The sequence below is a fragment of the Arthrobacter sp. Soil736 genome, from assembly GCF_001428005.1.
In the GTDB taxonomy this organism is placed as follows: domain Bacteria; phylum Actinomycetota; class Actinomycetes; order Actinomycetales; family Micrococcaceae; genus Arthrobacter.
The window spans coordinates 313,301-326,296 of record NZ_LMSB01000012.1 but is presented as its reverse complement, the minus strand read 5'-3'; the positions used below and the strand labels follow the sequence as shown (position 1 = coordinate 326,296).

General features: G+C 66.0%; 12 protein-coding genes. All 12 read right to left on the bottom strand.

All coding sequences use genetic code 11. From position 1 onward, the window contains the following. Window positions 1-17: 17 nt before the first annotated feature. The 12 genes from ASG92_RS09875 to dop all read right to left on the bottom strand — a co-directional run bounded on the left by ASG92_RS09875 (window position 18) and on the right by dop (window position 12,963). Window positions 18-2,921, bottom strand: a complete 2,904-nt coding sequence (locus ASG92_RS09875; RefSeq protein WP_056627238.1) for a DEAD/DEAH box helicase — start codon at window positions 2,919-2,921, stop codon at window positions 18-20. Window positions 2,922-2,945: 24 nt separating this feature from the next. Next, entirely contained in the window at window positions 2,946-3,740 is a 795-nt protein-coding gene (gene tatC, locus ASG92_RS09870; protein WP_056627456.1) for a twin-arginine translocase subunit TatC, read from the bottom strand. A 48-nt stretch (window positions 3,741-3,788) separates the two neighbouring features. Continuing rightward, window positions 3,789-4,070 carry a Sec-independent protein translocase subunit TatA gene (gene tatA / locus ASG92_RS09865; RefSeq protein ID WP_056627237.1) on the bottom strand — a complete coding sequence of 94 codons (282 nt, stop codon included), beginning with the start codon at window positions 4,068-4,070 and terminating at the stop codon, window positions 3,789-3,791. Window positions 4,071-4,102: 32 nt separating this feature from the next. Then, window positions 4,103-4,465, bottom strand: a complete 363-nt coding sequence (locus ASG92_RS09860) for a hypothetical protein (protein WP_056627235.1) — start codon at window positions 4,463-4,465, stop codon at window positions 4,103-4,105. A 10-nt stretch (window positions 4,466-4,475) separates the two neighbouring features. Then, window positions 4,476-6,494 (bottom strand): WYL domain-containing protein, encoded by a 2,019-nt coding sequence (locus ASG92_RS09855; RefSeq protein ID WP_056627233.1) that lies wholly within the window; start codon window positions 6,492-6,494, stop codon window positions 4,476-4,478. Between the two features lie 106 nt (window positions 6,495-6,600). Beyond that, window positions 6,601-6,996, bottom strand: a complete 396-nt coding sequence (locus tag ASG92_RS09850; protein ID WP_056627232.1) for an FKBP-type peptidyl-prolyl cis-trans isomerase — start codon at window positions 6,994-6,996, stop codon at window positions 6,601-6,603. A 41-nt stretch (window positions 6,997-7,037) separates the two neighbouring features. Then, complete coding sequence (locus ASG92_RS09845; protein WP_056627228.1) at window positions 7,038-7,964, bottom strand: FKBP-type peptidyl-prolyl cis-trans isomerase; 927 nt, start codon at window positions 7,962-7,964, stop codon at window positions 7,038-7,040. Window positions 7,965-8,077: 113 nt separating this feature from the next. Next, complete coding sequence (gene pafA / locus ASG92_RS09840; protein WP_056627226.1) at window positions 8,078-9,442, bottom strand: Pup--protein ligase; 1,365 nt, start codon at window positions 9,440-9,442, stop codon at window positions 8,078-8,080. A gap of 2 nt (window positions 9,443-9,444) precedes the next feature. Continuing rightward, entirely contained in the window at window positions 9,445-10,152 is a 708-nt protein-coding gene (gene prcA, locus ASG92_RS09835; protein ID WP_056627224.1) for a proteasome subunit alpha, read from the bottom strand. Window position 10,153: 1 nt separating this feature from the next. After that, window positions 10,154-10,975, bottom strand: coding sequence for a proteasome subunit beta (gene prcB / locus ASG92_RS09830; RefSeq protein WP_056627222.1), 822 nt, complete (start codon window positions 10,973-10,975; stop codon window positions 10,154-10,156). An 81-nt stretch (window positions 10,976-11,056) separates the two neighbouring features. Beyond that, a complete protein-coding gene (locus ASG92_RS09825; protein ID WP_056627453.1) occupies window positions 11,057-11,257 on the bottom strand; it encodes a ubiquitin-like protein Pup in 201 nt (66 codons plus the stop codon). 86 nt (window positions 11,258-11,343) lie between these two features. Continuing rightward, entirely contained in the window at window positions 11,344-12,963 is a 1,620-nt protein-coding gene (gene dop / locus ASG92_RS09820) for a depupylase/deamidase Dop (RefSeq protein WP_200951929.1), read from the bottom strand. Window positions 12,964-12,996 lie beyond the last annotated feature (33 nt).

Here is a 12,996-nt window from a genome sequence, read left to right as displayed (position 1 = left end):
ATTCGGACCGGCAGGATTCAGAGCGGGGTCGAGTAGGCCACTACTCCCCGCCTGACAAGTTTGATGGCTTCGGCACACAGCCGGGCGAGCCGGGGATCCAGCCCCGGAATCTTGGCCAGCTGGTCCAGCAGATCAATCACCTGCTTGACCCACCGGACGAAGTCCCCGGCCGCCAGTTCTGTGCCGTTGAGCACCTCCTGGAGGTGCCGCCCGCGGGCCCACTTGTACATGGGCCAGATCAGGCCGAGCTCCGGCTCGCCCGTGAGAGGCAGCTTGTTCTGTTCCTCAACGTCCTCCAGCGCCGACCATTCCCGCACCACGATGTCCACGGCGGTTTCGAGCGAGACGCTGGGCATGCGCGGACGCAGGCCGCGGTCCTCGCGCTTGGCCTGGTACACAAGCACGCTGGCGAAGGCCGCCACTTCCACGGCATCGAGGTCGTCGAAGGCGCCCTGGCGCAGTGCCTGTGAGATCAGGAGGTCCTTCTCGCCGTAGATCCGCCGCAGGCGCTGCCCGTCGGTGCTGATTCTGTGTTGGCCCGGTTCCGGCGTTTCGAGGTATCCGTAGGCGGACAGGACATCGCACACGCGGTCGAACGTCTTGGCGATGGTGTTCGTGCGGCCCTGGATCTGGCGGACCAGCCCGTCCGTTTCCTTCCGCAGCTTCCACCAGCGTTCCGACCACCGGGCGTGGTCCTCACGCTCACTGCAGCCGTGGCAGGGGTGGGCGCGCAAGGCGCGGCGCAGGTCGGCGATCTTCTTTTCCTGGTTCGGAAGGACTGTGCCCAGGCCGAAGTCGTTGTTGCGGCTGCTGGCCCTGGCCGGCGGACGGTTCTCCCGCAGCGCATTCCGAACGGAGGAGGCAAGGTCCCGCCGGGACTTGGGCACTTTCGCATTGAAGGACTTGGGGATCCGGATCCTGGTCAGCGGCGAGATGGGTCCTTCGAGGTCGTCGATGCCGATTCTGCGCAGCTGGCTTTCCAGCGTGAGCACTGCCGGCCGCGGCTCGCGGGAGCTGTGGTCCGAACTCAGCACCACCGCAACCCCGGGCGCCCGGCCGGCCGGGACGTTCACGACATCGCCCGGCAGTAGACGGCTGAGGGAATCTTCATTGAGCGACTTCCGCTCCCTCGACTTGCTGCGCGACGTGAAGTTCTCGGCGTCGGAGAGCTCCCGCCGCAGCCGCGCATATTCGGTAAAGTCGCCCAGGTGGCAGGTCATGGACTTGGCATACCCGGACAGGGACTCCTCGCGGCTGCGCACCTGCTTGGCCAGTCCCACCACCGACCGGTCCGCCTGGAACTGGGCGAAGGAGGACTCGAGGATCTCGCGCGCCCGCGGGCGGCCAAACTGGGCTAGCAGGTTGATGCTCATGTTGTAGGTGGGCCTGAAGCTGGAGTTCAGCGGATAGGTCCGCCGCGAGGCCAGGCCCGCAACCGCCGCGGGATCCGTGCCGGGCTGCCAGAGGACCACGGCGTGGCCTTCGACGTCGATTCCCCGCCGCCCGGCCCTGCCGGTCAGCTGCGTGTACTCCCCCGCCGTGATGTCCACGTGGGCTTCACCGTTGAATTTGTCGAGCTTCTCCAGGACCACCGAGCGTGCCGGCATGTTGACCCCGAGGGCCAGGGTTTCCGTGGCGAACACGGCCTTCACCAGGCCCTCGGCGAAGAGCTTTTCGACGACCTCCTTGAATGTGGGCAGCATGCCCGCATGGTGCGCCGCGATGCCCCGCAGAAGCCCCTCACGCCAGTTCCAGAAGTCGAGCACCTCAAGGTCGTCCGAGGGTATGTCCTGGCCCGCCTCGTCAACACGCTGGGCAATGATCCGCTGTTCCTTCTCGGTGGTCAGCCACAGTCCCGCGGCCACACACTGGGACACCGCGGCGTCGCAGCCTGCCCGGGAAAAGATGAACGTGATGGCGGGCAGGAGATCCTGCCGGTCCAGGCTGGCGATGACCTGCGGCCGGCTGGCTTTCCTGACAGCCGTGCGCGGCGGAGTCTGCTGGGACCGGTCATCGGCACGCTGCCGTTGCTGCCGCCGCTGGCTGCGGCCGCCATGGCCGAAGCGCCCCTGGAAGTTCAGTTGGCTTTCGGCCCTGGCCATGGACAGCAGCTCGGGGTTGACCTCAAAGCCGCGCTGTCCGGCATCGACGGGACTCGGTGCCGCCGGCAGTGCGGAGACGGCCACGGGGTCACCCTCGGGCGCGATTTCGTCGAAGGTGGTCTCTCCGGCGAACAGATCCACAATTACCTTGCCCACCATCACGTGCTGCCACAGCGGGACAGGCCGGTGCTCGGATACGATGACGTCCGTGTCCCCCCGGACGGTGTCCAGCCACGCGCCGAACTCCTCCGCGTTGGAGACGGTGGCGCTCAGCGAGGCGACCTGGACTTCGCTGGGCAGGTGGATGATCACTTCCTCCCACACGGCGCCCCTGAAGCGGTCGGCGAGGTAGTGGACCTCGTCCATGACCACAAAGCCAAGGTCGTCCAGGGATGCGGAGTCGGCGTAGAGCATGTTGCGCAGCACTTCGGTGGTCATCACAACCACGGGCGCTTCGCCGTTGATGCTGGTGTCTCCCGTCAGCAACCCCACATTCTGCGCACCGTACTTCTCCGCGAGCTCGGAGAACTTCTGGTTGCTCAGGGCCTTGATGGGGGTGGTGTAGAAGGCTTTCAACCCGCGCTGCAGCGCCAGATAGATGGCGAACTCGCCCACGATTGTCTTGCCGGCGCCGGTGGGTGCGGCCACGAGGACCCCGCGGCCTTCCTGCAGCGATCTGCACGCCTGCCGCTGGAAATCATCCAGGTCAAAGTCCAAGGTCCGGGCAAATGAGCCCAGGTGGGTTTTGGATTCCGCCGTCCGTTCGGCGCTGGCCCGGTAGCGTTCGGATGGCGACGGTGAACCGGTTGTGGTGGACATGCCTCAAGCCTAGCCGGGACGGCGCTAGAGATTCCTCAGTTCATTGCCCGGAGTCGCAATGTCGGCAGTGGCCTCGGTCTCAGCAGCCTGCTTCGCCGTCCGCCGGTCGCGCCGGCGGTCGTTGAGGATGCACAGGCCGATTGCGGCGAAGAAAAGCAGCAGCAGGGGCCCGGCCAGCAGGAACATGGACAGGGCGTCCGCCCCGGGGGCCGCCACGGCGGCAAGCACGAAGACGAGGAACACCGTGATGCGCCATGCCTTCAGGATGGTGTGGCCGCGGATGATGCCTGCCATGTTGACGCCCACCAGGACCACCGGCACCAGGAATGCAAGGCCGAGGAAAAGCACCATGCGGGTGACGAAGTCAACGTAATCCCGCGCGTCAATGAGGTTTGAGAACCCTGCCGGGGTGAATTGCGTGAGCGCCCGGACCACCTGGGGCGTGACCATCCAGCCTACCCAGACGCCCGCGAGGAAGAGCGGTACCGCGGCGGCCATGTAGCCGAGCGTGTAGCGCCTCTCCTTTGCGGTCAGCCCCGGGGTGATGAACGCCCACAGTTGATAGATCCAGATCGGACTGGAAATGACGGCGCCGATCTGCAGCGCCAGCTGGAGCTTAAAGTCGAAGGGTGACGCGATGCTCGAGAAGTTCACGGATGACGTGCCGCCCGTGTGCTCCGCGATGCGGTCAACGGGTTCCTTGAGCGCGCTCAACACCGGATCATAGAGGATCCAGCCGCCGACGCCGCCGATGACCAGCCCGATGGCCGACTTGATCAGCCTGTTCTTGAGTTCGTTCAGGTGATCCATGAGGGCCATGCGGCCCTCCGGGTTGGCTTTGCGGCCCTTCGTCAGTGCCACTTCAGGTCAAGCGCGGTTCGACGGCGGGACGTCGGTGCCGTCGGTCGGTTCGCCGTTTGCTGCCCTGGACTGCGGGTGGTTGACGACCCTGCCCTCGACGGGGCCGGTGCCGTCATTGGCAGCCTCAGGCTTGCCATCGTTCTTCATTTCCTTGACCTCGGATTTGATGATCCGCATGGACTGGCCGAGGCTGCGCGCCATGGCCGGAAGTTTCGGCGCCGCGAACAGCAGCAATGCCACGATGATGATAATTACGATGGGCCACGGGCCATCAAAGAGTCGTCCCACTGGAAGTCCTTTCCTCTGCTTACATCCTACGTTTATCTGAATTCGATGTCGCGCAGCGCCTGGGGCTGGCCACGTTCCGCCTTGCGCTGGATTCGGCGCTGACGCCGCGATTCCCTGCGGGCAGACTTGGATGCGTGGTAATCATGTCGCATCCGGTGCGGTGAGGCAAAGACAGCCGCTCCAGGCGGGGTGCCGGCGGCGCGGGAGGTGCCTTCCCCGGGGGTGCTGGCCTCCGGAACGGGCACGGGCAGGTGCCCCAGTTTCTCCCCGGCGGCACCGAGCTCCTTGACCGTGGCCATGAACTGACGGAACAGCCTGACGCCCATCACCACGTAGAACAGCAGGGAAAGCGCTATCAGCGCAATCCAGATAAGGATCCATGACCACCAAGGCATGCTGAGTAGTCTAGCTGGCGTACTGGGCCAGGGCCGCCTCGATCCAGTCCCGGGACGCCTCCGCTAGGGCGGCGGGCTCCAGGATCCGGACCGTCCCGCCGTGCTGGGCAACGAACGTCGGCAGCCATGACGTGCTGCCGAACCTGATCTCGGCCACCAGGCCGCCGTCGGGCAGTGCCGCGGTCCGCTCGGCGTAATAGTCGTCCGCAAGCCCGGCGCCCCTGCCGGTCAGCTGAACGGTCACCAGGGTGTCGTCGTCGTTGGGCGTGAAGAGCTTTGCCGGGAACCCGCCGTCGGGTTTAACCGGGGAGGAGACGGGCTTGCCGTTCAGCGTGAGGTCCTCGATGCGGTCGAGGCGGAAGTTCCGCAGCCCGGCCGCTGAGTGGCAGTACGCCTCGAAGTACCAGGTGTTGTCCATGGAGTAGAGCCGCAGCGGGTCCACGTCCCGCTCCGACAGGGAATCCTTCTGCGCGGAGAGGTAGACAAGGTGCAGCTGCGACCCGGATTCGATGGCACTGCGGATGAGGTCGAGATTGGCGGAATTGGCCGGTCCCACCTCGGGACCGGACAGCGCACCGGCGCGCAGCCCTTCCTCCCCGGCAGCCGCCATGAGCTTGAGTGTGACCGATTCCAGGGCGCTTCCCTCGGCGAGCTCGGGGAGGCCGTTCAGCGTCTCCAGGCCCGTGAGCAGGGCGCAGGCCTCGTCCACGGTGAAGCGGACGGGCCTGTTCAGTTCCAGGGACTGGCTGATGAAGACGTGGTCGTCCTCCCACTGGATGTCCAGGAGTTCGTCGGGGTAACCCTGCGGAAGCCCCGAGCAGATCAGGATCAGCAGATCATTCTCGAGTTCCTTGCGCGTCACCCCGAACCGGTCGGCAACGTCCTGGATATGCAGTCCCTGGTTGTGGACCAGGAACGGAACCAGCTGCAGCATCCGCTTGAGCTGGTCTTCGGAGGTCCGTTTGCGGGGCCGCTTGCCGGGTCCGGCGTCAGCGAAGTCGAAGGACGGCACCGGCGCGGCGGCGAAGGCGGCGGCACTCGCCAGCCTGCGCTGCACCGCCCCTGCGAGTTCAGCGGGAGCCACCACCCTGACGTTCGGGCCGTAGGAGGCAAGTTCCTCGCCCAGCAGCTCAGCGTCGCGGTACGGCACCGCCAGGCGGTCCCAATCGCCGTCGGCTCCTGGCTGTCCCGCCACTGCCTCTCCCGCCACTGCCTCCCCAGCCACGACGGCGGCGGGCGCAGACCGCTTCCGCAGTCCCAGCAGCCGCCCCTTCCGGACGTCCACGACGGCGAAAGCGAGCGGCAGCTCCGGAAGGCTGGCCAGCTCCGCCCGCACGTTGAAGGCGGCAGGAGGCGTGAATGCCTCCTTCTCCAGCACCGAGACGGCCGACGTGAAGCGTGAGAGCCGGTAGTACCGCCGGGCGCCGCGCAGCCTGTCGTAACCCACGAGATACCATTGCCCAAAGCGGCTGCCGAGGCCCCACGGCTCAACCACGCGCTCCTCTTCCCTGCCGGTGCTGCCGGCGAGGTAGCGGAAGCGGACAGGATGCTGGGCGTGCATCGCCGCAACGAGGTCTTCGAAGGCCTGTCCGGCCGGTTTGATACGGGGCTGGACACCAGCCGGCAGTTCAACGTCGGCTAGGCCGCCGGAGGCCTGGAGCTTGCGCATGGCGTTCGTGGCGGCGGCGCCCAGGGCGGCCTGCTCCCACAGCTGCGAAGCCAGCAGCAGAACCGTCCATTCGTGCGGGGTGAGTTCCACGTCGGGAAGCCGGTTCGATTCCTTGCCGATCCGGTAGCGCGTGGTGGCAGGGTCATCCGAGTTCCAGCCGTGGTCCATGACTGTTTCGACGTCAAAGCCGAACTCGCGCAGATCATTCTTGTCGCGCTCGAACATCCGGCCGAAAGCGGCGTCGCTGGCCGCGCCGGCGTGGTAAATCTTCTCCCGGAGTTCGCTGCGGCGCAGGCCGTACTTGGAGTTCAAAAGGGCGATCAGGAGGTTGAGCAGGCGCTCGGTTCGTTGGGCGGACACTCTGGTTACGTTACTAAAGCTGCGCGGGTTAAACCGCGGAAGCGCGGCAACAATGCGGAAATTCCATCCGATTGTTACCGCGCTTCCGCTGCTCGGCCAGCAGTGCCTAGCGGACGCCTACGAGGTCCACGACGAAAATCAGGGCCTCGTTGGGGCCAATTGCCCCGCCGGCGCCACGGGAACCGTAGGCCAGCTCCGAGGGGATCTCGAGGCGGCGGCGGCCGCCGACCTTCATGCCCAGCAGGCCCTGGTCCCAGCCCTGGATGACCTGGCCGACGCCGACCCGGAAGTCCAGCGGGGCGCCGCGGCCCCACGAGGCGTCGAACTCTTCGCCAGTGGACCAGGCAACGCCGACGTAGTGGGTCGAGACGGTGTCGCCGGCTTTCGCCTCCGGCCCGCTGCCTTCGATGAGGTCGGTGATGACGAGCTCGGTGGGAACCGGGCCTTCAGGGAAGTCGATTTCCGGCTTCTGGCGGTCGAGGTCTCGCTGACCAAATGACATAGTTACTCCTTCTGCTTGGATGGGAAACTGCTGTGGCGTACTTACTTGGTGCCCAGGATGTCGACGACGAACACGAGGTCGCCCTTGGCATCCCCCTGGCCGGCGTCGCCGTAGGCGAGGTCCTTGGGGATGACGAGCAGGACACGGGAGCCCACCGTCTTGCCGGCCAGGCCCTGGGTCCAGCCCTTGATGACCTTGTCCAGTCCGAACGAAGCCGTCTCCTTGCGGTCAAAGCTTGAATCGAACTTCTTGCCGCTGGCCAGGGCCACGCCCACGTAGTTGACGGTCAGGGTGTCCGTGGCCTTGACCTCGGGACCGTTGCCCTTGATCAGGTCCTGGGCGATGAGTTTCTTCGGGGCAGCGACGCCCTTGACGGAGATTTCCGGGACGCCGTCCTTCTCGGTCACGGTCGGCAGTCCGGCCGGCGGCGTGACAGCTTCACCCTCGGGCTTCTCGAGCACCTTCGGGGCGTCCTTGGCGGACAGGACCTTGATGATCAGGAGCTGGGTCGGCTGCGCTTCGGCGCCTTCAGCGGCAGCCTTGCCGGGGATGGCCAGGGCCAGCTGGGACCCCACCTTGGCTCCGACAAAGGCGTTGTACACGATTGCGCTGCCGGTCTTGAGCTTGTCGTTCAGCTCGAGGGGCTCGGGGTCGCGCGGGAAGCTGTCGTCCAGCGTGGCGCCGTCCTTGCCGTTCAGGGCAAGGACGGAGATTTCGGCGACCTGGTTTGCCTTGACGCGTTCGCCGCTACCTTCCGTGACCACCTTGACGGTGGGTTCGGTAACGTCCAGGGGCTTGGTGAACTCTACGCCCGGTGCTTTCTTGTCTCCGTTGTCCGTCAGCTTGAGGGAGTCCAGCTTGGCGGTCTCACCCGCGGACTGGCTGGTCGGTTCCGGGGCTGCAGGCTGGCCGCCGCAGGCGGTCAGCAGAAGCAGTCCGGGAATGAGAATTGCTAGTAGTCGGCGCACGTAAGAACTTTCGTCGGGGCAAGATGGATGCGTTGCCGCGGTAGGTGAAACCCACGGCAAGGCAGTCAGGGCCGCAAAACAGCCTATTCCAGAGTAACGCCTGAAGCTGGGTATCAGCCCATAGAGTCCAGAAGCGCATCCACGCGCTCGTCAACATTGCGGAACGGATCCTTGCAGAGGATGGTCTGGTGGGCGCGGTCGTTGAGCTTCAAGTGAACCCAGTCCACGGTGTAATCGCGTCCCAGCTCCTGGGCCCTGCGCACGAAATCGCCGCGCAGCTTGGCCCGGGTGGTCTGCGGCGGTGCATCGACGGCGTCCTTGACGGCCGTCTCGTCGGTGACCCGCCGGACGGCACCCCGCGCCTGCAGGAGGTAGTACAGGCCGCGGCTGCGGGAGATGTCGTGGTAGGTAAGGTCCAGCTGGGCGATCCGCGGAGCGTCGAGCCCGAGCCCGTGCCGGTTGCGGTAGCTGTCCATGAGCTTTTTCTTGATGGCCCAGTCGATTTCGGTGTCGATGGTGCTCGTGTCGCCGCTTTCAATGGCGCGCAGGGTCCTCCCCCACAAATCCAGGATCAGGGGCACATGCCGGTTGTGGGCGCCGTGCTCCTGGACGAACGCCGTGACCTTGTTGAGGTACTCCTGCTGGATCTCCAGTGCGGTGAGCTGGCGTCCGTTGGCGAGCCGGACCAGTGCCCTGCCGCTGAGGTCGTGGGAAATCTCCCGGATGCTCCGGATGGGGTTTTCCATCCGCATGTCCCGCATGATCACCCCGGCCTCAATCATGCGCAGGATGAGGTCAACGGTGCCGACCTTGAGCAGCGCCGTGGTCTCCGACATGTTCGAGTCGCCGACAATCACGTGGAGGCGGCGGTAGAACTCGGCGTCCGCGTGCGGTTCGTCGCGTGTGTTGATAATCGGACGAGAGCGGGTGGTGGCGGAGGAGACGCCCTCCCAGATGTGGTCCGCGCGCTGGGAGAAGGCGTACGTGGCGCCATGGGGCGTCTTGAGGATCTTGCCGGCGCCGGCGATGAGCTGGCGGGTCACGAGGAACGGGATGAGGATTTCAGCCAGCCGGGTGAACTCGCCGCGGCGGGGAATGAGGTAGTTCTCGTGGCTGCCGTAGGAGTTGCCGGCGGAGTCCGTGTTGTTCTTGAACAGGTAGACCGTTCCGTTGAATCCTTCGGCCGCGAGCCTGGACTGGGCTTCGTCCACGAGGTCGTCAAGAATGAGTTCGCCGGCGCGGTCGTGGGCAATCAGTTGCGCGAGGTCGTCGCATTCGGCCGTGGCGTATTCCGGATGCGAGCCGACATCGAGGTAAAGGCGGGACCCGTTAGTGAGGAAGACGTTCGAGGAACGTCCCCAGCTGACCACTTTCCGGAACAGGTACCGGGCCACTTCCTCAGGCGCGAGCGGGCGCGAATCAGGGCTCGAATAGGAAATGCCGAATTCGGTCTCAATACCGAAGATCCTCTTGTCCATTTTCAGTTCTCCTCAGCCAGCAGTTCCATGACGTCGACGTCGGACAACCTGCGGAATGCCCGGCGGGTCCCCCTGCCGCTTTCCGAGCCGCGGTCCAGCACCGCCACCTCCAAAGCCTTGGCAGGCAGTTCGGGCGACTCCTTGTCCGTCACGAGGCCCTTCACGGCGAGGCGGATGGCCGCCGCGAAGGAAAGATCACGCTGCCAGCCGGCCTCGACAGCTCCTGAGACTTTGTCAGCCTGCCCGCCCATCACAATGAAGCCGTGTTCGTCGGCGATGGAGCCGTCGAATGTCAGCCGGTAGAGATGGTCACGGTCCTGGGACGCTCCCACCTCTGCCACGGCGAGCTCCACCTCGAACGGCTTCTGCTCCGCCGTGAAAACGGCGCCCAGGCTCTGGGCGTAGACGCTGGCGAGGCCCCGCGCGGTGACGTCGTCGCGGTCGTAGGAATATCCGCGGACGTCGGCATAGCGGACCCCGGCCTGACGGAGGCTCTCAAATTCGTTGTACTTGCCGACGGCAGCGAACGCGATTTTGTCGTAGATCTCGCCGATTTTATGGAGCGACGGAGACGGGTTTTCGGCCACGAGGGCGATGCCGTCTTCGCAGCTCACGACGATCACCGACCGGCCCCGGGCGATGCCTTTCCGTGCGAAGTCCGCACGGTCCTTCATCAGCTGTTCAGGTGAAACATAGAACTGCTGGGTCATGTCAGGCCTCCCGCCGGGCAGCTGCCCTGGACTCGATGATGGTCCCGGCGACGGCGGCCAGTTCCCGTTCAGCGACGCGCCTGGCGCCGGCACGGTTGACGGTGTAGACGACGGGCCACAGCTGGCGGACAGGGTCCGGTCCGCCGGTGGCCGAGTCGTCGTCGGCCGCGTCGTACAGGGACTCAACGGCGACCGACACGGCTTCGTCCTCCATGAGGTTGGGGCGCCAGAGCTTCTTCAGGGCGCCGCGCGCGAACATTGCGCCGGAGCCTACGGCGTGGTGCTCCTGCTCCTCGTACCGGCCGCCGGTCACGTCGTAGGAGAAGAGTCGGCCCACTCCGGCCGCGGTGTCGAAGCCGGCGAACAGGGGCACCACGGCGAGTCCCTGAAGGGCCATGGGCAGGTTTCCGCGGATCATCGCGCCGAGCCTGTTGGCCTTGCCGTCCAGGCTCAGCAACGTTCCTTCGATCTTTTCGTAATGCTCCAGTTCAACCTGGAAGAGCCGCGTGAGATCGATGGCGATGCCGGCCGTCCCCGCGATGCCGAGCACCGAGTACTGGTCCGCGGGAAAGACCTTTTCGATATGGCGGCTGGCGATGATGTTCCCCATCGTGGCCCGGCGGTCGCCCGCCATGACGACGCCGCCCGCATACGTCATGGCGACGATGGTGGTGGCGTGCGGCACCTGCGGCGGCTGGCCGGCGGACGGGCCGAACTCGAAGGGCCGGATATAGGGAAGCAGTTCCGGACGGTCGCGTTGGAGATGCTCAGTGAACGACGACGTCGCATTGGCGGCTACCTTGTTGGCTGTTGTCTCCTGCACTGGTGCACTCCTTCAACGTAATTCAGCGGCTGTCCGGTACCTCAGGCCTCCGTGCCCGGTGCGGTTGGCGGCGCTGCCGGGCTACTGTCCGCCCTTTTGCACGAACGCCCGGACGAACTCTTCCGCATTTGATTCCAGAACGCCGTCGATCTCGTCCAGGAGATCGTCAACACCCTGCGTTGATGCGGATGCCTGTCCCTCAGCCGGTGCCGGCGGCGCGGCGACCTCTTCCTCGACCTCGCTGTCGCGTGGCTGCGGCTGCTGTTGCTCCTGCCCTGCCATGTTCATCTCCTTCTTACAGTCCCGCCGTCTCCGACAGGACATCCTGTATGCCCATATTGCCACGCAAAGCGGTTCTTCGGGATGCTTTATGCCGGTGGCGGAGCCGGTGCGGATCCAAGTAGTTCCGCAAGGAAGGCCCCGGCCTCGCGATGCCGGGCAAACAGGGCCCCGGTCAGCGCTTTCGTGCCGCGAAGCGGCTCCCGCGTGGGGACGCGCTGCAGCCTGCCGTAACCGGGCACATCGAAGATCACCGAGTCCCAGCTGGCCCCCACCACGTCCTTGCTGAAGCTGCTGACGCAGCGTCCGCGGAAGTATGCCCGCGTGTCCGACGGCGGTTCCGTCACCGCGGCGGCGATGTCGGCGTCGTTCACTATCCGTTGCATGCGCCCCCTCGCCAGTAGCCGGTAGTACAGGCCCTTTTCGGGCCGGATGTCCGCCCACTGCAGATCCACCAGGCCCAAGCGGGCATCGGCCCAGTCGAGGCCGTCGCGCTGCCGGTACCCTTCCAGGATGGAGAGCTTGGCCAGCCATTCCACGGACGTGGCTGCTGCAGTGCGGTCGCTGTCCAGCTGGGTGAGCGTGGCGGCCCACCGGTCCAGCACGGCATGGGTGTGGCCGTCACCGTCCACGGCATCGGCAACGCCGGTGTCCTGTGCCAGCTTGGCGGCGGCCTCGTGGTACATCCACTGCACATCCAGCGCTGTCACCCGGCGTCCGTCCAGCAGCCGGATCTTTGCGGTCAGCGACGTGTCGTGGCTGACGGCCTGCAGGGCCGCCACCGGCTCGTGGACTTCGATCTTCGGAGCAAGTCCGGCCTCGATCAGGCTGAGCACCATCGCGGTGGTGCCGAACTTGAGGTAGTTGGACGCCTGGCTGAGGTTCGCGTCGCCAATGATCACATGCAGGCGGCGGTACTTGTCCGCGGTGGCGTGCGGTTCGTCCCGGGTGTTGATGATGGGGCGGCGGATGGTGGTCTCGAGGCCGACTTCCGCCTCAAAGAAGTCCGCCCGCTGGCTGATCTGGTAGCCCGGGCGGGAGCTGTCCTGGCCGATTCCCACCCGCCCCGAGCCGCAGATGATCTGGCGGGTCACGAAGAACGGGGTCAGTCCGCGCACGATGTCGCCGAAAGGAACCGCGCGGGGCATGAGGTAGTTTTCGTGGCTGCCGTAGGACACCGACTTGTTGTCGGTGTTGTTCTTGTAGAGGTTGACGGCAGGGAGCTCCGCGTCGCCGGCCAGCCTCCGGACGGCGGACAGTGCCACGAGGTCCCCGGCGGCATCCCAGGCCACGGCGGCGGCCGGGTTGGTCACCTCGGGACTGGAGTACTCCGGGTGGGCGTGGTCCACGTAGAGCCGTGCCCCGTTGCCGAGGACCATGTTCATCAGGAGCGAGCCGGACTCGTCTTCGCCGTCAAGTTCCAGCTCGTCGCGTCCGTAGGCCAGCGCCACCGCCTCGGCGTCAAGGACCGGAGGCTGGTCGGTCAGCTGGCTCGGATGCGCCTGGCCCCGTTCCAGGGTCCAGCCCCGGGCGTCGTGAAGCGGTTCCTCGTCGGTGTAATCCCACCGGGTTTCGGCCCCGCCGGCAGCCCGGAGCCGGGTCACCTGCGCATAGGCCTGGACCACCCGCGCGGACATCATGGTGGCGTTGGCCCCGGGAGCGGACGGCGCGTGAATGCCGTATTCGGTTTCCGACCCCATCACCCGCATGGCGCCTCCCGCGGGCAGGGCTCCTCCCGGCGC

Coding starts and splice junctions, on each gene's coding strand:
- ASG92_RS09875 (WP_056627238.1), bottom strand. CDS start 2,921: ATGTCCACCACAACCGGTTCACCGTCGCCATCCGAACGCTACCGGGCC.
- tatC (WP_056627456.1), bottom strand. CDS start 3,740: ATGGCCCTCATGGATCACCTGAACGAACTCAAGAACAGGCTGATCAAG.
- ASG92_RS09860 (WP_056627235.1), bottom strand. CDS start 4,465: ATGCCTTGGTGGTCATGGATCCTTATCTGGATTGCGCTGATAGCGCTT.
- ASG92_RS09850 (WP_056627232.1), bottom strand. CDS start 6,996: ATGTCATTTGGTCAGCGAGACCTCGACCGCCAGAAGCCGGAAATCGAC.
- pafA (WP_056627226.1), bottom strand. CDS start 9,442: ATGGACAAGAGGATCTTCGGTATTGAGACCGAATTCGGCATTTCCTAT.
- prcA (WP_056627224.1), bottom strand. CDS start 10,152: ATGACCCAGCAGTTCTATGTTTCACCTGAACAGCTGATGAAGGACCGT.
- ASG92_RS09825 (WP_056627453.1), bottom strand. CDS start 11,257: ATGGCAGGGCAGGAGCAACAGCAGCCGCAGCCACGCGACAGCGAGGTC.
- dop (WP_200951929.1), bottom strand. CDS start 12,963: ATGCGGGTGATGGGGTCGGAAACCGAATACGGCATTCACGCGCCGTCC.